We start from the raw sequence: 19536 nt of genomic DNA on the forward strand, positions 1-19536 counted from the left end.
AATTTATTCTCCTTGATAAACTCGCGGAGCTGCTGCTTCGTCCATAATCCCATGTGTTCTCCCCAACCTTTCTCTTATTTCCATTTTAATAGGTTTTGGGAGTTTACACACTTTATTTTACAGACTCGGTATTACTGTTATTTTGTTTATCATACTCTAATTATTAGATTGGAGCCTCTGGCGGGCCCGATTCACCCGCGATGGACAAATGGGCCTGTAGGCCTTTTTCGCTCCGGCGATCAGCCTATCAGGCCCGCCCCCTCCGCATCAATCCGCTAAGCGCACCTGGACGCGATCCGGATAAAATACCGTGAGCTGCAGCAGAATTTGACCCCAGTTCTGCACCTGTCCTGTCCATTTTCGCAGTATATCCATCGTAGCCAGGTACAGCATTTTCAGCAGCAATTCGTCGGTCGGAAAGATGCTTTTGCGTTTGGTGACTTTTCGCAGCTGCCGATGGTAGCCCTCGATCATGTTGGTCGTGTAGATGAGCTTACGCAGCTCCGGGATAGGCAAAGAAGGTCGAGAGCTCCTCTCAATTCTGCCGCCACGACTTCACGAGCAGCGGGTTTTCGTTCCCTATTCTTCCTCAAATCGATCAAGTTCCGCCCACGCAGCTTCCTCCGTCTGTGCTTTGTAGGTCGGCCTGAGGTCGGCCGTGACTCGTTTGAGATCATCGTATAACTTTAAAACTTATATAATTTAATGTAAGAATATATCGTTAAATATAGATATAAAAAAACAACAAAATTTTCACTTCTTGAGCGACCTGTTAATATAGTAAACAATGAGGTGATGCTACATGACAACGAACAACATACCCAATAGATTAGCTAAGGAAAAATCACCTTACTTGCTGCAACGTGCTCATACCCCAGTAGACTGGTTCCTTGGTCCGAAGAAGCTTTTGTAAAGCCAAACAGGAAAACAAACCTGTCATCTTATCTATTGGGTTTAGCTAACGTTTAATGATTCACATGCACATGTCATTGGTGAGATGTTCGTGTAAATCATAAATTTTGCTTACAAAATCTATTGACCAAATGAATTCATCTACACTACGAGACGTATAAATTGGTAGGACCCTTTCCATTTTTCAGAGAGAATTGAACGATATATTCTCAAAAACACATGAAGGGATACCCTACTTAATACACTTCCCAAGCGGACATATATGGGCCGATTACATTAAAATACAAAATCTAACTACGCAAAAAAGGACTGATGACTACTCATGCGTATTTGGAACATACTGGGAATAGACCCGAGCAGTGACAGTTCCGTCATTAAGAGAGCTTACGCGAAGCAGTTGAAACTCAATCACCCTGAGGATGACCCGGAGGGTTATCAACGGCTGCGGGAAGCTTATGATCAAGCTCTTAAGCAGGCCAAACAGCAGAGTGACCGATCAGTCAGCCGTATTCTTTCGGAGGAAGAAGATGAGCAGGAGGAAGATCAGCGTGTATCCGTGACACCTCGGATCGTATCGCAAGAGGTTGGTCATCAGCAGGAAAGTCAGCATGTGTCTGTTTCCCATCCCATCATGATCCTGCCAGAGCAGGATCATGTACCTCGCAGTCCTGAAGATCAATTAAATGAGTTTATGGGTAAGGTCAAAACGATATACCACACTTTCAAATCACGAATCGATACAGATTATTGGTTGGAGCTGATGAATGACGATGTCATGTGGAATCTAAATCTTCAACGTTCCGTTTACCAACGAATGCTCAATTTTTTGGAAAGCCACCCTTATTTGCCAAGATCGGTTTGGCAACTGCTCGAAGACAGCTTTCGTTGGAAGGAGAAAGCGCTAGAGGATCAGGAAATGTTTTCCAAACGGTATCCTAATGTGTTTATGTATGTACTGGAAGATCCGCAATATATGACAAGCTTGCGGTATTCGTTCCTTGCAGATGCAGGAAACATGGATTACGATGCTTTTCTGCATGACCGGGTAATGGCGTTGAGAGCGCTCAAAGACCATGACTTGCAGACTGCGGAAGATATGCTGAATAAGGCCTGCGAAGTGTTTCCCGGTGACCCGGATTTGCTTCGCCTTCAAGGGGAATTTTACTTTCGAACGGATGATTTAAGTCGTGCTCTTATGGCCTTCGATCATTGTATTCGTATTGCTCCTGACGATAAGGATTCTTATTTCTATCGCGCTCGTATTTACTATAAACAAGACAAGCTGGTTGATGCGATTCAGGATTTAACCTATCTTCTTTCTCAAATGCCAGATAATCTGGATATGTTATCTCTCTTGGCAAAATGTTATTTCAAGTTGGGACAATTGAACCACGCTAGAGAAAGCTTTAATCGGATATTGGACATCCATCCGAACGATATCGAAGCACTTGTTTATCTTGCGGATTTCGAGGGGGCCACATTTAAGCAAGAGAGCTTTGGGCAATCGGAGGAATTAGAGCCTACAGATGAACTGGAATTCCAACTCCAACCGAGTGCTGAACCTCCCTTACTGTCGTTATTTGCAAAAATGAAAGAGCTGTTAGTTCTGTTTGCAAAAAACACATGGTTATATCTATCGTTGCTAGTTGCCGATTTCGTATTAGTGGTATTGATACTTGATGGATATTTGCCCGATATGGGTGTGAAAATAGTAACAATAATTGGAACTATTTTATTATTGGCATTGGCTGGTCTTATTCTTACCATAGTATGGAGAGTCTACCGTGTTTTTATAGACTATTGTAGTAAGTAGAAAGGAGTTGTCTTTGTTTCAGCATGGATTATTACAATCTCGAAGTTCGCCAACAATTATCTTTATATATTCATGCACTTTCGTCTTTTTGCTTGAAAGGGCATAATCCGTATCCTTTTGCCAAAAATATGCACCTCATATTCGAAAATAAAAGCCGGCTTCGTAAATGGCTGTATCAATGGGAAATCGATGATGCCGAGATGTTAAAGGAGAAGTTGGACTGGTTCCTTCAAATTGGGCACAGAAAAGAGTTTCGTGACAGTAGTATGCTGCTCTCAGGGCTTTCTATATCGGAACGCGCTGCATATATACAATCACTGCCTGACGGAGATCCAAGAAGAGCAAAGCTAATTGTCTCCAATCATTATTTGACACGCTTGCCAGTGGAAGGCATAGCCGCATACGATTATTCTTGGTGCGTATATGCTTGCTGCGCTGGATATGAACTCGGATATTTAACGGAAGAGGATAAATGGAGAATGGTGGCTGTGATTGCTCGGGAAGCTAGAATATCATATTCAAGCTGGAAGGACTTTGCTATCGGATATGCGGCAGGAGCGCACTTCACAGAGCTTTCTTCATCTTTTGAATATGTGAATAAAAACCAAGATTTCCTTATTAAACTGCTTATTGCTCCAGACAGTCCGCTAAGACAAGTTAGCTTAAGCTATTAAGGTTCTGGAGCGTACATCACATATCATGGAGTCTTATTTATCCTGGTGTCTCTAATGGATGGTTGCAATGCAAGCCTATCCGCTGTTCATACTGGACGTATATTCCAGAAAAGGAAAAAAATATCCGAGCCGAAGCTATATAAGTTGAATTAAAGAATTTCCATTACGTGATCAGATTTCATTCGGACACAGAGTCGGTCAATGACGCTGTTAGGTTGTTGCATCACTGCGTTCATGAAAGAGGAGACGTTTTTGCGAATCTTGGCTACTGTGTGGTAGAAAACATGGTTCACCACATCAGCTTTCAGCCACTTCCAGAGCCCTTCCACAATATTCAGCTGTGGACTTTACGATGGAAGAAAGAGGAAGGTGAGCCGCTTATTCTCGTTTAGGTGCTCGACTAAATAAGCAATTTCTGGATTGTTTATGCCGGTTTCCGGCTGTGCAGACGTGGTCATATCGCGTGCTTTCGGTATGGGTGGCATCTCGGCAGGGACAAACGGCAGGGCCGCAGACGGGACGCCGGCGCTATGCCTTCGGACCCTCTGCGGCCCTGTGGGCTGAGGTAGGAAAGGTTCAGACTCGGAACTGGCGGAACGCCTCGGCCATCTCGCGGGCGAAGATAGTCGGCTCCTCGAACGCGGCGAAGTGGCCGCCGGCCTCGACGTGGTTCCAGTAGAAGAGGTTCTCCCACGCCTGCTCGGCCCACTCGCGCGGCGGGATGTAGGTCTCGGCCGGGAATAGGGTCGCGCCCATTGGTACGGTGATGCGGCCGCCGCCGGAGCGGGAGGGCGAGAAGAACTCCGGACCCTGGATGGTGGCGCCCACGCCTTCCCAGTACAGGCGCGAAGCGGACGTGCCCGTGCTGGTGAACCAGTAAAGCGAGATGTCGTTCAGCATTTGGTCGCGGGTCAGCGCGTCCTCGGGGCGGCCGTCGTTGTCGGTCCACTCATAGAACTTCTCATACATCCAGGTCGCAAGTGCGACCGGCGAATCGTTGAGCGCATAACCGATGGTCTGCGGACGGGTGTTCATTTCGTCCGCGTAGCCGGTCTTGTTCGTGACGAACAGGTCGATGCCGGCGAGGGCGTGCGCCTCTTCTTCGTTCGGGTTCGCTGGGATCTCGGCGGGTACGACCATCGGCAGGTTCACATGCGCGGCCAGCAGCCCTTTGGGTGCCAGCGACGCGAGGGCGGTGGTGACGGCCGAGCCCCAGTCACCGCCCTGCGCGACATAGCGATCGTAGCCGAGGCGCTCCATCAGCTGCGCCCACGCGGCTGCAATGCGGCCAGGGTTCCAGCCGAGGTCGCGCGGCTTGTCGGAGAAGCCATAGCCGGGCATGGAGGGGATGACCACATGGAACGCGTCCTCGGCGCTACCGCCGAAGCGCTCCGGGTCGGTGAGACGTTCGGACGCGTCGAGGAACTCGATGACCGAGCCCGGCCAGCCATGGCTGAGCAGCAGCGGCATAGCGTTCTCGTGCTTCGAACGCAGGTGGATGAAGTAGATGCCGACGCCGTCGATCCTAGTGCGGAACTGCGGGAACGTGTTCAGGCGCTTCTCGAACACGCGCCAGTCGTACTCGTCCTTCCAGTATGCGATGAGCTCCTGCGCCGCGGCCAGCGGAACGCCCTGCGTCCAGTCGTCGACCAGTTCACGGTCCGGCCAGCGCACCAGGCTCAGACGCAGCTTCAGGTCGTCGATCGCCTCCTGCGGAACGTGGACCTCGAATGGCGTGACCTCCTCAGTTGTCTCCCTGTAGTGCTTATCGTCCATATGGTCAAGATCCGTCAGCGACTTCTCCAGTGTGGCGATAATTTGCGACTTCACCGTATCATAGAACACGGCCTCCTCGGAGCCAATGATTTTGACGTTATCACTAATTGCCTGCATCGATTGCAAACGACGATGCTCTTCGGCGAGCTCTTCAATGGCCTTCAGGGCATGCTTCGCTTGAAGGAGTAAATCTTCATGATGTTGTTCTACTAATCTTTGTTCAAGCTTTTCAAGTCTTTCGATCATGAGCAGTCATTCCCTTCGTCATGGATTAAGTGATGAGGCATCTTTTTCAGAATGCTGCCTTCTTTTACTTTCCCCTTTTTTGAGGGGCAAATACGTGAACCGATTCCGGCCTTATTGACAAGCGCTCTCTACTCCTTTGGCTTAAAGCTTTAGGGCACTAGAAAACTCTAAACCTTCGAGTATGGTCTAAGTCAAGCATCTTGCCACATACTTTCTGGTGTAATAAAGCTAAAGTACTGGCAACAAACAGATTTTACTTGGAAAATAAAAAAAGCTGCCAATGGCAGCCCCTTAATTTACTTGGAAATATCGAATCTACTGTCTTTTAATCCAGTGGTTAGACCAAATTTACTATTAAAATGCCAAGTCATTGGATAGTAGGTTACATCATTGTAAACTAAAAAAGGATATTCTTCTTTTCCATTATTTATCCATTCATCATTAACAAAAATATTGAACGTTGGAAGGTGTGCATACATGTTTGTAGGCTGAGCATAGGATGCCTCAATACGTTGGAATTGCACACCCTCCCCAATCTCCGTGTCCGTTTTTCTTAAAGATAAGCCTACTTCATTTGACCAAGTGTTTTCAATCGTAAGAGTCGAACACATATCATAATTCAAAGGTGCGTAGATGATATCATTATATATAAAAAATGGGTATTTTAAAGTAGAGTTTTGAGCGTTGGAAGCCCCAGTTTTATAGTTAATATAAATCTCAAATGTCGGAAGAGCAACTTTAACATGCCCGTCTGGAGTAACTTCTTCAACATCAGAGGTGGGGGGGGCAGGTTTATTCGTTGGGATTTCGCCTATGAAAAAGCCGCCAGTATGCGAGTGATATCCTTTGCATAGACGATCCAAATATGCCTTATATGAACATTCATGTCCACCGTATTTATCGAGTTTTCCTGGGTGCGCAAAAGAAGTTGAGGTTAATGTGACAGCAAGAACTATCGACATGAGAATAGGTAGTTTGGAAAAATGCATAGCAATTCACTCCTATGTATAGTTATTAGTGCCTATACGACAATAACAGATTATGGCTTTAGTCGCAATAAAATATATAAACTTTAGATGGGAATTTCATTTAAACACACATATCATGAGAAAAGGAGGCTTTGAAATTAAGTTACAATAAACACATTTAAATCAAAGGAGTTCCAGAGTCTTCGTCATCTGAAACTGAAACTATACGATTATGTTAACTGGTTTAACAAGCATCGAATTCAAGGGACATTAGAATACATGACAACTATTCAGTATCGCCATACAGCCCTTAAAAAAGCTGTCTCATTTACTGTTAACAATCCAAACGTGCTCGTTAAAACATAAGATGAAATAGGGTAACGAGCCTTTAAACTGTTCAATACAGAAGCAGTTGTCCGTTGCAACTCTTTGCTCTACTGATAGGAATTTATATGAAAATATAGATATCTTTAGGGTGGATGATTCGATATAATAATAGGAACATATATTCTATATTAGGGGAGAATCATTTCAAATGCGAATTGCTGTAATTTCGGATACTCACAGTAATGCTATTGCTTTTAAAGAAGTGATTAAGGATATTAATTGTCAAAGTCCTGATGCAATTGTTTGTCTCGGAGATATTGTCATGCGTGGTCCTCAACCAGCCGAGTGTGTTGATTTATTACACTCATTAGATGCACTTGCAATTGTTCGCGGTAATTATGAACATATGTTTACCCGTTTTCCACCTACTCCAATTTGGAAGCCCCAAAATTTTAAAGAAGGGCTCAAATTACGAGCCTATGAATATGACATGGTCAGACTTTCAACAGAGGATCAGGATTGGTTGGCAAATTTACCAACTGAGCATGTTTTAAATATTGAGCAAACACAAATCGAATTATTTCATGCATCACCTGATTCTCTTAGTAAAGTTACCTACCCTTGGGCCTCTTTGGATGACCTCGACAAGATGCATCAAAACGAAAATACGAATGTGATTTTGTATGGTCATATTCATCATGCATTTGTAAGACAAGCCATGGGAAGGTTGGTTGTTAATTGTGGAAGTGTCGGACTTCCGTTTGATCGGGATAATCGCGCTAGTTATGCAATAGTAGACATCGAAAATGGAAATATTGCTGTCCAATTACGAAGAGTTTCTTATGACATAGAGAAAGTCATTAAAATTGCTAAAGATCGTTCCTATCCAGATATTGAATGTTTCGAATATGGTGTTCGTAAGGCAATATATCCATATTTTGAAGAAGTCAAGATAACGGGAAAACAGAGCTAAAGGGAACTATTACTGAAGGAGCATACCATAGAAGTAGGCTCCTCTATTTCTTGATGAAGATACGAGCAGGAATGTGTATTAAAATACAATTTTAAAATTAACTGTTAAGAACCAAACTTGGTCTAAATCCTAAGAGAAAGATACCATTTGAGAGCAAATAATTAAAATTCCTTTTGACAGGAGGTTACGTTTTGAAAGTTCGAAGTGGTGTGAAGGGAATCGTAATTAAAAATAATAGGTTGTTAACCATCAAGAAATACGACAATAAATTCGAAGCAGACTATACTTTACCAGGCGGTGGTCAAGAACATGGTGAAAATTTAGTTGAAGCCCTTCAAAGAGAATTTTTAGAGGAAGTTGGATGCCTTATAGAAGTAAAGCAATTCGTGTTTCTTAGGGAATACATTGGTAGGAATCATCATGGGAATATTTTGATTGACCCAAAAACTCATGTGGTAGACCACATTTTTATTTGTGAAATAATGGATGAGCATAATATCGGAAATGGAATAACTCCAGATGAGGATTACATTGGAATTGAGTGGATTCCAGTAACAAGTCTTAATGAATATAGGTTTTTCCCAAAAGGATTGATTAATCACATAATTGGAATTGCAAATGGTGAAATACCACGTGGATTCTATACAGGAGATATAAATTAAATACTTTCTTCAATTAACTATTCTGCTAACCGAGACTACCGCACGATTGAAAACTAAAAACACGACTGCCATGTTATGTTAACAGGCGTATGCACTTTATTTTGTGAAGGGGGAGAGTTTAATGCTCTATATATTTAGCGGGCTGCCAGGTACCGGGAAGACCACTCTATCATCCGCTTTGGCTAGAGAGTTACAGGCCACGTATCTCCGAGTTGATGTCGTGGAGCAGGCTATGCGGGCTGCTGGAACGTGGGCCGATGGACCTGCGGGTTACATTGTGTGTTATGCGATTGCATCGCAGAATCTCCTGTTGGGTCTCGATGTGATAGCAGATACAGCCAATCCCATCCAAGTAACGCGCCAGGCTTGGCGCAACGTGGCGGAATCTCTTGAGACTCCGTTTGTGGAAATCGAAGTGATCTGCTCTGACGATCATGAACACAGGCATCGAATCGAAACGCGTGTAGCCGATATTCCCGGCCTTGTTTTACCCACGTGGGAGCAGGTCAGGAACCGACAGTACGATGTGTGGGACCGAGATCGCATCGTCATCGACACAGCTCAACAAACTTTGGCCGAGAGCTTGATGACGTTATGTGAACAGTTGGGCTGGGAGCGTAGAAAATGTAGTTGATTACACTAAGAAGAACGATACTTGAACGGCTGCTGCGGAGCAGCCGTTATTACGTTAACGGGCAGTGTGCCGTAAAAGAACAACGAGGAAAATGAATTTGTTAAAAGGAGAAGAAAGAATTTATGAAAACTTTTGTATACATGGTCAGGCACGGAGAATCACCTAAAATGGATGGGAACGAAAGAACACGTGGACTGACTTTAAAGGGAGAATCAGATTCCCAAATTGTAGCTGAGTTATTGAAAGGCGAGAGGATTGACACATTCATCTCAAGTCCATATAGAAGGGCAATATTAACAATAGAGGGACTAGCCCAATCTTTAGGCAAAGAATTAATTGTTATTGAGGAACTAAAAGAAATAGTATTTATTGGCGATGATAAGATAATGCACGATAAGGAAGTGTATCCATTAGTCAAGAAAATGTTCTCGGAACCAGACTTTTCGCTGCCTGGTGGGGAGTCTTTTACGAATTGTCGAAACCGTGTTGTAACTATCTTAAAAAACATGATAAGCAAATATGAGGGGCAGAAAGTTGCTATTGGAACCCATGGAGCCGTTATGACAATAATGATGGGGTACTTCGACCCTCAGTTTGACTTGGACTTTTTATTAAAGACTTCAAAGCCTGATATTTACAAGATGGAATTTGATGAGGGAATACTAACTAAAACAGAGAGGCTGTGGAGGGTAACTCCTGAATGATTCCATTGAATGCTAACAAGCACACTAGTATAACTCAGATAAATCCTTCCATAAGAAGCAAACTAGCTTGATTGTATGAAGATGATAAACGTATCCAAGGGTAAATATCCCAACACTATAATTGTTAGATATATCCTATAGTGGCACTGACCAAGGAGGACAGCATGCAATTTCAACCCATGTATGATGATGGTGAATTATTACTACCGAGGATCGAATTAAATATGACATTGAACCAATCGATGGGCATTATAACGGATTTGAAGCGAAAGCAGCTTTTAATGAATCAATTAGTGGCTCATTCCGAATATTATTTATTTCGAGCCGGGCAAAACGAGTATATGCGTTTAACGGTGGAAGAGCTAATCACTTTTCTGATCCAAGTGACGGAGAGGACAGAGCATGTCGCTTCGTTAATGGATTATTTTGCTTTAAAAGAAGAACGGAAGGTAAAAATCAAGGATCTAAGCTCATCGAAAAGGATGTATGTGACCTTACTGCGTGTCTTTTTTGCGCATCAGCCTACAGTTGTACTGGAGGAACCCTATTTTTACTTAGAAGAGCAGGATCGTCGTCAATTTAAACGGATTTTAGATGACCTTTCGAGAGAAAAGCAGATTTTAATATTAACTTCGAATTTAGAGGATGCCATGATTTCCTGTGATGCCATTTATCGATTGAACGAGTCCGGATTTCATCCATTGGATCTTCGGGATGCTGAAGAGGACAAGCAGGAAGTACAGAAACAAGATGAGGCTAATATAACCTTGCAGAAGATATCTACAAAAAGAAAGGACAAAGTGATTTTATTTAATCCGCCTGAAATCGATTTTATAGAAAGTGTAGAGGGTTCGATCCTTGTTCATGTGGGTGGGGAAAATTATGACTGTGCTTTGACGCTAACCGAGCTCGAGCAGAGATTGTTAAATTTCGGGTTTTTTAGGTGTCATCGATCCTACATCGTTAATCTGCAAAAAGTAAGAGAGATTATTACATGGACGAAAAATAGCTACAGCCTGCGATTACATACAGATCAAGATGCCGTGGTTCCGTTATCTCGTTCAAAATTGCAGGAATTAAAAGCACTTCTTAACCTTTAATTCCGGGATTATGCCGAACCAATTAAGCATCGGATGGTACCATTCAGGCGATAATAGCTACATTTCGGCGGGTTTTGATGGCTCCAAGCATGCAATCTTCGTATACTTAGGCCATCAATTCTAAGGAAGTGGTGTTCATGGATGTTATTCAGGTCGAACATATTCGAAAGAGATTTGGAAATAAGGATGCAGTAGCAGATGTGTCTTTTTCAATTCCGAAAGGGGAAATTTTTGGTTTCCTGGGTCCGAGTGGTTCAGGAAAAACGACACTAATAAAGATGTTAACTGCGCAATTAAATCCGACAAGTGGACAGGCAAGTGTATTTAACCAGCCAGCGGAGATGATGCATCAGTCTGCACAGAAGATGCGCTTTGGCATTTTGACGGATAACAGTGGTCTATATGAGAGATTAACGATAGAGGAAAATCTAGAGCTGTATCGCGAGTTATATGATCTTCCTAAATCTTCGATCGGTAAGGTGCTGCAGTTTGTAAACTTAAGCGGAGAGCGCAAAAAGAAAGTCAACCGCTTATCGAAAGGGATGCGTCAGCGTGTCATGTTGGCCTGCGCGATTATCCATGAGCCGGAACTGTTATTTTTAGATGAACCTACTTCGGCGTTAGACCCGGTAAATTCAGCACATATTTATAAAGGCTTACGCTATTTAAATGAGAAAGGGACAACAATTTTTTTAACTACGCATGATATGGCTGAGGCAGAATTGCTATGTAATCGTGTAGCGATTTTGTATCAAGGACAAATTCAAACCATCGGCTCACCCAAGGAACTTAAAAAACAGCATCGGGAGAACGTCGTGTGTGTGGAGTTAATCAATGGGGAAGCCTACGAGCTCCCGATCAATGAGGGAACGGCCGATCAAATAGCCGATTGGATGAAACGAGGGTTAATTGATCGATTAGAAACGAAAGAGCCGAGTCTAGGTGATATTTTCATTAAGATGACAGGAAGTGAGTTACTATGAGTATCTCCTTGAAACGTGCTGGCGCGATATTTGTGAAGGATTACAAAGAGTTTTCCCGCAATTATGCGATCTCCATTATTTTGATTTTTCCAATTATGTTCGCCGTTCTATTTCGAATTGTAGGCTCGTCTTTGCCTGGAGCTTTCGGTCTTGTACTAAATACTTCGTTTGTGATACTAACGAGTATGGCACAAGCCTGCTTGATTGCGGAAGAAAAGGAGCGCAACACCCTGCGATCCTTAATGATGACTCCGGCCACGACCATGGATGTTTTATTCGGTAAAAGCGCTTTAGTCTTTGTCATGTCCGCTGTTACTCTGGCTATGGCTACGTATATATTCGGCTATGAGCCAGTTAGTATATGGGCGTTTGTGGCAGCTATCCTTCTTTCGATTATTTTATACATAGCAGCCGGGACGATATGTGGGCTATTCTCCAAAACGTTACTTGACGCATCATTATCAATCATTCCGGTGGCGTTCATATTCACTGGGGCACCGGGGGGAGCGGTACTAGCGGATGATTATCCGATCTTCAAAGTGCTGGAATACTTCCCAAGCAGTCAGCTTGTGCATTTGCTAGGTATACCTCATATGGGCTATATGACGGGAGATCTATTAAGACCCATCCTCATTATTTTGGCATGGACGGTTGGTTTAACGATTGTGTCTATTGTTCTGTATCAACGCCGGTTAAAGGATGAGTAGGATGGAACCGCGCGTATGTCTACCGAGGAGGGATCAAACTCCGATGCATACAGCCATCAAGTGGATGCGAGAATTCAAAGACCGCGATACCCGGTATAAGCTGAAGGGCTATCGGGACAAAGCGGAGCTTATCAGGAAACGGAGCTTGGAAGCTTGGGACGATCAGCTGTTGCAATCGGAATCTCTCCGGCTGAAAAAGGAAGCAGAATCAGGTACGCCTTTGGATGAGCTGCTTGTCGATGCCTATGCGCTAGTCTGCGAGGCAGCGAAGAGAACGCTCGGATTACAGCCTTACGATGTCCAAGTCATGGCTGCTATTGCTTTGCACGAGAGATTTTTGATCGAGCAGCATACCGGCGAAGGAAAAACACTCTCTGCTGTTATGCCTGCTTATCTACATGCATTAACCGGCAATGGCGTTCATGTGCTGACGTTTAACGATTATTTGGCCAATCGAGATGCGGAGTGGATGGGCCCGATCTATCGATTCCTCGGGTTAACGGTACACGCGGTTCAAGCGGGCATGAGCTTGTCCGAGAAACGGAAAGCGTACGCCGCGGATATAACCTATGTGACGGCCAAAGAGGCGGGATTCGATTATTTGCGCGACACGATCGCTCTGAACGAAATCGATACCGTGCATCGTCCGTTCCACTACGTCATCGTCGACGAGGCGGATTCACTGCTTCTCGACGAAGCGCGGGTGCCGCTAGTCATCGCCGGCGAGCCGGGCTCCTCCGGCGACGATGGCATTCGTTTCGCAGAAGTGGCTAGACAGCTCGAGCAAGATGAGCATTACGACTTCGATGAGTTCAAGCGGAACGTTTATTTAAATGAAGCCGGCTCAGCGAAAGCGGAATCGCTGCTGGGATGCGGCGATTTGTACGAAAGCCATAATAGTCAGTTGTTATCGTCGTTAAATTGCGCGCTGCATGCGGAATTGCTATTGAAAAAAGACGTCGATTACATCGTTCGGGACGGTAAAATCGAGCTGATCGACGAATATACCGGCCGCGTGGCGGAGAACAGGCATTTGCCGGACGGGCTGCAAGCTGCGCTTTCGGCCAAAGAAGGAGTACCGCACCGGGCAGGGGGGAAAGTTCTCGGTACGATCACCCTTCAACACTTCCTTAGCCTATATCCGAAGATTTGTGGAATGACGGCTACGGCGCACGTTTCTGCCATAGAATTCGAACATATTTATGCGCTGCAGGTCGTCCAAATTCCGCCGAACCGGCCCAACATACGGATCGACCATCCGTACCGGATTTATACCCATAAAGAAGCCAAATTTAAGGCGCTTGTACAAGAAATCTCGTCCGTCCATAGGGCGGGACGTCCGATTCTCATTGGTACGTCAAGCGTCGAGGCGTCTGACAGGCTGGCGGAGGCGCTAGCAGTGGCCGGCGTACCTTGCCATGTTCTGAATGCGAAGAACGACTCAGAAGAAGCCGAAATCATCGCCAAAGCGGGAGAAATCGGCGCCGTGACGGTGTCTACGAATATGGCGGGACGCGGCGTCGACATTCGGCTCGGCGGCGGCAACCCCACGCAAGCAGAAGCTGTCGCCAAGCTGGGCGGGTTGTACGTGATTGGTACGCATATGCACCAAAGCGTGCGGATCGACAACCAGCTGCGCGGGCGTTCAGGCCGCCAAGGCGACCCGGGAGCTTCCGTATTTTTCGTAAGCTTGGAGGATGAGCTGCTCCTTCAGTTCGGCATCGATCAAGCAATACGCGATCTCAGACAGGATGATGCTCTGGAGGAGTCGGTGCTCCACAGCAAAATTGCGCATATTCAGCGGGTTATTATGGGCCAAAACTTCGATATCCGCCAGGAGTTGAACCGTTATTCGGATATGGTGGAGGAGCAGAGGCGTATTTTATACGAGGAGCGGCTCGGAATTTTGAAAGGCGAGACGCCTATGAGCCCTTCGGAGCAGCGGGTACGGCTTTATTATATCGACAAGTTCTGGGCCGACCATCTGGCCTACGTTTCTTACATTCGCGAAAGCATCCATTTGACGAGCCTTACTCATCGCAAGCCGATCGACGAATTTCATGCGCAAATCATCCAAGCCTACGAGCAAATTCCGGCTAACATCAATAGAGAGTCGGCGAATATGCTCGTCAAGCTCGGAGGTTCGAATGATCCGGCAACGTGGGAAAAGTTCGGACTGAAGAGCCCTACTTCCACTTGGACTTATACCGTCAACGATCAATACACGGAGTACTTGCAGAATCCCGGTTCATGGGCGCCAGGGACGATCATCGCTTATTGGATTCGCAAGCTTGCGAGGCCGTTATTCGGGTGGAGAGAATTTTGATGCAGCGTAGCTTTTTCAAGGATGATCGGGATGAATACGAGCGAACGCTCGATCATCCTTCGCTGAGAATGTTGGAGCGATGCGCCCAATCCGTAAAAATCGGTAGCCTGTTCCGTCATTTATAATAGCGAGGTTACGAACTTCACCTCCGGAAAGCGCCTATCCGGTCCTTTCATTAAGATTCCGCCTTGATTTTTCAGATACATATCGAAGAAACCCAGCATATAGGCATTGATAACGGAGTTCGCTCTTTCGGGCGCAATCTTTCCTGTAATGCCCAGCATTTTGAAAATCGGAGAAATGAACTGTACGTCGGCAAAATTCAAATGCTCCGTATTTTCGATATAGAGGACTTGTCCCCCGTCGTCGACCGTTTCGCGCATCCGTTCAAGCTCTAACTTTTTGTCTTCCGTTACTTGATCCATCCACTCTCTTGTTGAGCCCATACGGTTAAGCTCTGCATCCGTGTAGGCCCGGTTATCCATCACCATCTTTAATCTTTCAAATTCGCTTTCCGAGTTCATGAACAAAAACGGCTTTCGCAGCCCCTCTCTGTCACGCAGTCGATAAAGCGCTCCATCCAAGTCTATTCCAACCGCGATTCGCGGATCGTAAGAAGCGTCATAGGCCGTCGCTCCGCCGATGGAATGACCGAACACCCCGACATGACCGAGATCAATCCTCCCTTTTAGATGACTTGGAATCTGCCCCGATTGGATGAGCTCGAATTGGTCCAGCGCAAACGCCACATCGCCGGTTAAAACTTTTCCCAACTTGTCGCGATTTCCGCTTTCCGTCCGGTAATCATGGTCGGGCGAGAATAAGTCGTTGGTTGTACTGGTCGTGATTCGACCGTCCGGAAACTCGGTTGCAAATGTATTGTAGGTATGGTCGATCACTGCCACGATATATCCGTGACTCGCGAGATTTTCGGCTTGCGACGTGTGGAGGAACCTGGAAGAGCCGAAGCCGGGATTCGCAAGGATCAGCGGGTATGAAGTCTGTACCGAAGAGACTTCGGTCCCCGAATAAGCATGACTGGATACGTACTTCAGGTGTTGGAAGGTAAACCCGGGAAGGCCATAGTTCGCGGCCATATAACGTAAAATCCGGGTATCGGGAATAAAGGGAGCGTACTTTCCGGTGCCAGCTTGAGACGGATACCATACCTGAACCATTAATTCTCTCTTGCCGCCTCTGGCTTGGTCGAAAGTCTCTTCCCTGCTTGTATCCACGAAATGAAGCGTTTGCGTTCCTAACTTAAATTCGCCTGTCGGTTCAGGTAGTTTAAATACAGGAAAAGCATACATGAGACCCGCTGTTACGACCAGCATTACCGCTATAGCGGTATAGGCTGAACCCAACATGAATCTTGGGATTTTTTTTTGGCCGTTTTTTTTATAATAGCTATAACCTGAAATGGCTAAAAAAATAATCGTTATGCAATATGCGAAAGATAGCTGCAATCTGTATCCTTCCACCATCCAATGAATGACCAGTATGAGTGTGGCGATCCCGCTTGCAACGAATACCGGAAATTTACGCCGTCCTTTTTTTATTAGGACTGTTAATGCAAACAAGCCGATGTTCGACAAAAAAAGCAACAGTTCAAACAGCCTCATCTCGAGTCTCCTTTTAGCAAATTTCTATTTTCGTTTGTTCCAATCTTATCCTGCCAGGCTGGCCTAAGCTATCGATTTGCCTTACATCTACCTTACAATTTTGTAATTCCCGTCGGAAAGGCGGTCACGTCTCCATTGTCGATGAACCGCTGTTGATCGTTCAGGATCGGATGCTTGACTCCTTTGGCAATCCGAGAAAAGAACAGCTTTTAACCTCTTACGATACGGACAGCGCCGTTTCAACGGCGGACACGGGGGAGGCCATCGCTGGGCAGCTCGGATATGCGCTGTTTACCGACCTGAACGATGACAAGCAGAAGTACCGTTCCATAACGAAGATCGGGTTGACCGACAAGGAGCTTGAAGGTGGGGAATCTACAGCTGGCGCTGTTGTTTTTCGTACCGCTCGCGGTCGCGCTCATCCACAGCTCGGTTGCGCTCTACGCTCTGCATAACCTGCTACATTCGCCGGTGATTCATTCGGCCATTACGGTCTGCATCGGTTTCCTTGCCGCGCAACTCCTGTACTTTCTACTGATCCGCGCCCGTTATGTAAAGCATTTGAAACAATCAGCGGGCTTTAACTGATTGCCCCTGTTTCTGAAAGGAGCGTCGGCTTGGAACCGGATCGCAAGACTTTTCCTCTCTTTTATTAATATGACATAAGGTGACGTATTTGAGGTCTATAATGGTTGGTAGATTAACGAAAGGAGTAATAAATCATGAAACGAAGAATTATTTTAGATTTAGCAGTTACTTTAGATGGTTTTATTGAAGGGAAAAATGGTGAGGTTGATTGGTGCATTATGGACGCTGAGCTGGGGTTTAATCATTTTTTAAATCAAATTGATGCCATTTTCTATGGAAGAAAAAGCTATGATTTATGGGGACAATTTACTCCGGAAATCGAACCTACGGATTTTGAAAAAGAATTTTGGGAATTGGTTCACAGTAAAGAGAAATATGTGTTTTCCAGGGCGCAAAAGGGGACTGATAATAAAGCAGTATTCATAAATGCTAGTATTCTAGAAGAAGTAAATAAAATAAAAAATAAGCCTGGTAAAGACATCTGGCTATACGGTGGAGCAAGTCTGATTACAACTTTTATCAATTTAGGACTTGTTGATGAATTTAGATTATCTGTTCACCCTATTGTTTTGGGAGAAGGGAAACCGCTGTTTGAGGATATCAAACAGCGGTTGAATTTAAAAATGGTTAATACCAGAACGTTCTCCTCAGGCGTTGTACAACTTATTTATCATTTTGGTGCGAACAGGTGAGATCTGTCTCAAAATAGAACCATCACCCCATTTTGGAAGGAAAATAGGTCTGACTGTAGAAGTTAAAATGATTCATTTTATTGAGGAGACTTATAGTTTGAAGCTTTTTACAAAGGAAGTCAAAAATATCGTTTTCGATAATTACCCATTTCTATGCGTGATCGACCAAAGACCAAAGAATGAATTTATTAGTTTTAAGATATATCCATCTAATACAAAAACGTCGTATTTCTTGATACTCTTTTCTTGGAAAGTCAACTGGGCAACGAATCTTTGCCAACCGAGGGTTTGTACAAAGCTAATTCAACATGCCGTAAGCAGTGGGTGGGACTATTTGAATAATGACGCTATTGTGAAGCTCGATGATGGAGATTTTTTAATTGGTCAGCTTGGCTTGGATGAATGATCAGATGTTTAGCTTAACTGGAGATGTAAGCTCACTTCAAATATTAGACAAATTTTATAGGTGCTCAATATGAAGAAAAAGACAAGAAAAATTATTGTAAATGAGAAGGAATATCTATATCTAATTAATTCAAGGTATCATCAACACATAAGCAGAATCACGCTAAAGATATCTTTAAAAGGCGCAAAAAGTTTAACGTGCACATATCTTTTTGATACTTGGGATGATCCCATTACGGGAAGCCCTTTATTAGTTGGTGTTTCCTTAAAAAATCTAGAAACCAACAATATCGAGAATTTTAATTTGCATTATCCAAAAACAATCAGAGAATTCGTCTTATATAGTTTGAAAAATGGTTGGAGTGGGGAGAACGTTATAGAATTTAAAAATGGACTTGAGATTATTAGCGAGATGGGGTACGACATTTCAGCTCTTAAACCGCATTAGTATGTTGCACTAACGGATAACGTTAGTTGAACAATAAAGCGGCAATCTATGACTTTATTGTCTTGTTCGTGGATGCCGCTGGTTGAAATAGGAGGGTCAGTCTAAAACTTTTTCCCTAAAAGCTTGAATTTCTAAAGGAAGCAAGGGGATGTCATACAAGATATTGAAACGTACTAAGATTTAGGGTCTGTGTTTGTTTCGATGCTGAAGATGAGTCTGTAAAATAAAGTGTGTAAACTCCCAAAACCTATTAAAATGGAAATAAGAGGAAGGTTGGGGAGAACACATGGGATTATGGACGAAGCAGCAGCTCCGCGAGTTTATCAAGGAGAATAAATTGGTAACGGCTCAAGATGCCCAAAACGCATTGAAAAATCTATTTGCTGAGACGATTCAGGAAATGTTAGAAGCGGAAATGGATACCCACTTGGGCTATCAAAAGCATGAAGTGGAGAACAAAACCACAACGAACAGCCGAAATGGAAAGAGCAAGAAACGCGTTACTAGTGAGTACGGAGAGCAAGAAATCATCGTTCCGCGTGACCGACAAGGCGAGTTTGAACCCCTAGTGGTCAAGAAGCATCAGTCGAATGTAACGGGTATTGAGGACCAAATCATAGCCTTATACGCCAAGGGAGTCAGCACCAGAGACATCCAGGATCATCTTGAAAGCATGTATGGGATCGAGGTCTCACCAACTCTCATTTCTAACGTAACAAACAAGATCATTCCACTCATCAAGGAGTGGCAGAACCGCCCTCTGCAAGGGGTCTATGCGGTTGTCTTTCTTGATGCGATTCACTTCAAAGTCAAGCAGGACGGGGCTATTGTGAACAAAGCAGCCTATAAGGTGATCGGGATTGATCTGGACGGGAGCAAAGATGTACTGGGCATGTGGATCGGTGAGAATGAGTCTGCGAAGTTCTGGTTAAGCGTCCTAAATGACTTGAAAAATCGCGGTGTTCAGGACATCCTC

General features: G+C 44.6%; 19 protein-coding genes and 1 pseudogene. 16 read left to right on the forward strand and 4 right to left on the reverse strand.

Going from position 1 to position 19536, the window contains the following annotated elements:
- Window positions 1–267 precede the first annotated feature (267 nt).
- Window positions 268–681 (reverse strand): annotated as a pseudogene (locus WMW72_RS34900) (transposase); the annotation flags it as partial.
- A 553-nt stretch (window positions 682–1234) separates the two neighbouring features.
- Here WMW72_RS34900 and WMW72_RS34905 point away from each other — a divergent pair.
- A complete protein-coding gene (locus WMW72_RS34905; protein WP_341420197.1) occupies window positions 1235–2725 on the forward strand; it encodes a J domain-containing protein in 1491 nt (496 codons plus the stop codon).
- A 23-nt stretch (window positions 2726–2748) separates the two neighbouring features.
- Window positions 2749–3399 carry a DUF1266 domain-containing protein gene (locus WMW72_RS34910; RefSeq protein ID WP_341420198.1) on the forward strand — a complete coding sequence of 217 codons (651 nt, stop codon included), beginning with the start codon at window positions 2749–2751 and terminating at the stop codon, window positions 3397–3399.
- Window positions 3400–3975: 576 nt separating this feature from the next.
- Here the strand turns inward: WMW72_RS34910 and WMW72_RS34915 are convergent.
- Together WMW72_RS34915 and WMW72_RS34920 are read right to left on the reverse strand one after the other, a co-directional pair.
- A complete protein-coding gene (locus tag WMW72_RS34915; RefSeq protein WP_341420199.1) occupies window positions 3976–5421 on the reverse strand; it encodes an epoxide hydrolase family protein in 1446 nt (481 codons plus the stop codon).
- A gap of 296 nt (window positions 5422–5717) precedes the next feature.
- Window positions 5718–6410, reverse strand: coding sequence for a hypothetical protein (locus WMW72_RS34920; protein ID WP_341420200.1), 693 nt, complete (start codon window positions 6408–6410; stop codon window positions 5718–5720).
- A gap of 147 nt (window positions 6411–6557) precedes the next feature.
- Here WMW72_RS34920 and WMW72_RS35755 point away from each other — a divergent pair, with 147 nt between their 5' ends.
- The 9 genes from WMW72_RS35755 to WMW72_RS34960 all read left to right on the forward strand — a co-directional run bounded on the left by WMW72_RS35755 (window position 6558) and on the right by WMW72_RS34960 (window position 14805).
- Window positions 6558–6755 carry an IS3 family transposase gene (locus WMW72_RS35755; RefSeq protein WP_423227643.1) on the forward strand — a complete coding sequence of 66 codons (198 nt, stop codon included), beginning with the start codon at window positions 6558–6560 and terminating at the stop codon, window positions 6753–6755.
- A gap of 169 nt (window positions 6756–6924) precedes the next feature.
- A complete protein-coding gene (locus tag WMW72_RS34925) occupies window positions 6925–7689 on the forward strand; it encodes a metallophosphoesterase family protein (protein WP_341420201.1) in 765 nt (254 codons plus the stop codon).
- Window positions 7690–7880: 191 nt separating this feature from the next.
- The gene (locus tag WMW72_RS34930; protein WP_341420202.1) at window positions 7881–8351 is read left to right on the forward strand and encodes an NUDIX domain-containing protein; all 471 of its coding nucleotides are present in this window, start codon (window positions 7881–7883) and stop codon (window positions 8349–8351) included.
- A 121-nt stretch (window positions 8352–8472) separates the two neighbouring features.
- Window positions 8473–8985, forward strand: coding sequence for a P-loop nucleotide/nucleoside kinase family protein (locus WMW72_RS34935; protein ID WP_341420203.1), 513 nt, complete (start codon window positions 8473–8475; stop codon window positions 8983–8985).
- A 122-nt stretch (window positions 8986–9107) separates the two neighbouring features.
- The gene (locus WMW72_RS34940; RefSeq protein WP_341420204.1) at window positions 9108–9689 is read left to right on the forward strand and encodes a histidine phosphatase family protein; all 582 of its coding nucleotides are present in this window, start codon (window positions 9108–9110) and stop codon (window positions 9687–9689) included.
- Between the two features lie 164 nt (window positions 9690–9853).
- A complete protein-coding gene (locus WMW72_RS34945) occupies window positions 9854–10789 on the forward strand; it encodes a LytTR family transcriptional regulator DNA-binding domain-containing protein (RefSeq protein ID WP_341420205.1) in 936 nt (311 codons plus the stop codon).
- Between the two features lie 137 nt (window positions 10790–10926).
- Window positions 10927–11772, forward strand: a complete 846-nt coding sequence (locus tag WMW72_RS34950) for an ABC transporter ATP-binding protein (protein WP_341420206.1) — start codon at window positions 10927–10929, stop codon at window positions 11770–11772.
- Window positions 11769–12479 (forward strand): ABC transporter permease, encoded by a 711-nt coding sequence (locus WMW72_RS34955; RefSeq protein WP_341420207.1) that lies wholly within the window; start codon window positions 11769–11771, stop codon window positions 12477–12479. The genes WMW72_RS34950 and WMW72_RS34955 overlap by 4 nt, the downstream gene beginning before the upstream one ends.
- A 43-nt stretch (window positions 12480–12522) precedes the next feature.
- A complete protein-coding gene (locus WMW72_RS34960) occupies window positions 12523–14805 on the forward strand; it encodes a preprotein translocase subunit SecA (protein ID WP_341420208.1) in 2283 nt (760 codons plus the stop codon).
- Between the two features lie 119 nt (window positions 14806–14924).
- Here WMW72_RS34960 and WMW72_RS34965 read toward each other — a convergent pair whose 3' ends face one another.
- On the reverse strand, window positions 14925–16427 hold the full coding sequence (locus tag WMW72_RS34965) for an alpha/beta hydrolase family protein (protein ID WP_341420209.1): 1503 nt from the start codon (window positions 16425–16427) through the stop codon (window positions 14925–14927).
- Window positions 16428–16597: 170 nt separating this feature from the next.
- Between WMW72_RS34965 and WMW72_RS34970 the strand changes: the two genes are divergently transcribed.
- The 5 genes from WMW72_RS34970 to WMW72_RS34990 all read left to right on the forward strand — a co-directional run.
- On the forward strand, window positions 16598–16882 hold the full coding sequence (locus tag WMW72_RS34970; protein WP_341420210.1) for a hypothetical protein: 285 nt from the start codon (window positions 16598–16600) through the stop codon (window positions 16880–16882).
- A 267-nt stretch (window positions 16883–17149) separates the two neighbouring features.
- Window positions 17150–17707: a dihydrofolate reductase family protein gene (locus tag WMW72_RS34975; protein WP_341420211.1), complete on the forward strand. Its 558-nt coding sequence runs from the start codon at window positions 17150–17152 to the stop codon at window positions 17705–17707.
- Window positions 17708–17804: 97 nt separating this feature from the next.
- A complete protein-coding gene (locus WMW72_RS34980) occupies window positions 17805–18113 on the forward strand; it encodes a hypothetical protein (RefSeq protein WP_341420212.1) in 309 nt (102 codons plus the stop codon).
- A gap of 69 nt (window positions 18114–18182) precedes the next feature.
- Window positions 18183–18560 (forward strand): hypothetical protein, encoded by a 378-nt coding sequence (locus WMW72_RS34985; RefSeq protein WP_341420213.1) that lies wholly within the window; start codon window positions 18183–18185, stop codon window positions 18558–18560.
- 286 nt (window positions 18561–18846) lie between these two features.
- On the forward strand, window positions 18847–19536 hold a 690-nt coding region (locus WMW72_RS34990), incomplete at its 3' end, for an IS256 family transposase (RefSeq protein WP_341420214.1).

It is taken from the genome of Paenibacillus filicis (assembly GCF_038070315.1).
Classification (GTDB): Bacteria; Bacillota; Bacilli; order Paenibacillales; family NBRC-103111; genus Paenibacillus_G; species Paenibacillus_G filicis.

What these genes read in the sequence shown, in the direction of transcription:
- WMW72_RS34905 (WP_341420197.1), top strand. Translation starts at nt 1,235, where the DNA reads ATGCGTATTTGGAACATACTGGGAATAGACCCGAGCAGTGACAGTTCC.
- WMW72_RS34910 (WP_341420198.1), top strand. Translation starts at nt 2,749, where the DNA reads ATGGATTATTACAATCTCGAAGTTCGCCAACAATTATCTTTATATATT.
- WMW72_RS34915 (WP_341420199.1), bottom strand. Translation starts at nt 5,421, where the DNA reads ATGATCGAAAGACTTGAAAAGCTTGAACAAAGATTAGTAGAACAACAT.
- WMW72_RS34920 (WP_341420200.1), bottom strand. Translation starts at nt 6,410, where the DNA reads ATGCATTTTTCCAAACTACCTATTCTCATGTCGATAGTTCTTGCTGTC.
- WMW72_RS34925 (WP_341420201.1), top strand. Translation starts at nt 6,925, where the DNA reads ATGCGAATTGCTGTAATTTCGGATACTCACAGTAATGCTATTGCTTTT.
- WMW72_RS34935 (WP_341420203.1), top strand. Translation starts at nt 8,473, where the DNA reads ATGCTCTATATATTTAGCGGGCTGCCAGGTACCGGGAAGACCACTCTA.
- WMW72_RS34940 (WP_341420204.1), top strand. Translation starts at nt 9,108, where the DNA reads ATGAAAACTTTTGTATACATGGTCAGGCACGGAGAATCACCTAAAATG.
- WMW72_RS34945 (WP_341420205.1), top strand. Translation starts at nt 9,854, where the DNA reads ATGCAATTTCAACCCATGTATGATGATGGTGAATTATTACTACCGAGG.
- WMW72_RS34950 (WP_341420206.1), top strand. Translation starts at nt 10,927, where the DNA reads ATGGATGTTATTCAGGTCGAACATATTCGAAAGAGATTTGGAAATAAG.
- WMW72_RS34955 (WP_341420207.1), top strand. Translation starts at nt 11,769, where the DNA reads ATGAGTATCTCCTTGAAACGTGCTGGCGCGATATTTGTGAAGGATTAC.
- WMW72_RS34960 (WP_341420208.1), top strand. Translation starts at nt 12,523, where the DNA reads ATGCATACAGCCATCAAGTGGATGCGAGAATTCAAAGACCGCGATACC.
- WMW72_RS34965 (WP_341420209.1), bottom strand. Translation starts at nt 16,427, where the DNA reads ATGAGGCTGTTTGAACTGTTGCTTTTTTTGTCGAACATCGGCTTGTTT.
- WMW72_RS34970 (WP_341420210.1), top strand. Translation starts at nt 16,598, where the DNA reads ATGCTTGACTCCTTTGGCAATCCGAGAAAAGAACAGCTTTTAACCTCT.
- WMW72_RS34975 (WP_341420211.1), top strand. Translation starts at nt 17,150, where the DNA reads ATGAAACGAAGAATTATTTTAGATTTAGCAGTTACTTTAGATGGTTTT.
- WMW72_RS34985 (WP_341420213.1), top strand. Translation starts at nt 18,183, where the DNA reads ATGAAGAAAAAGACAAGAAAAATTATTGTAAATGAGAAGGAATATCTA.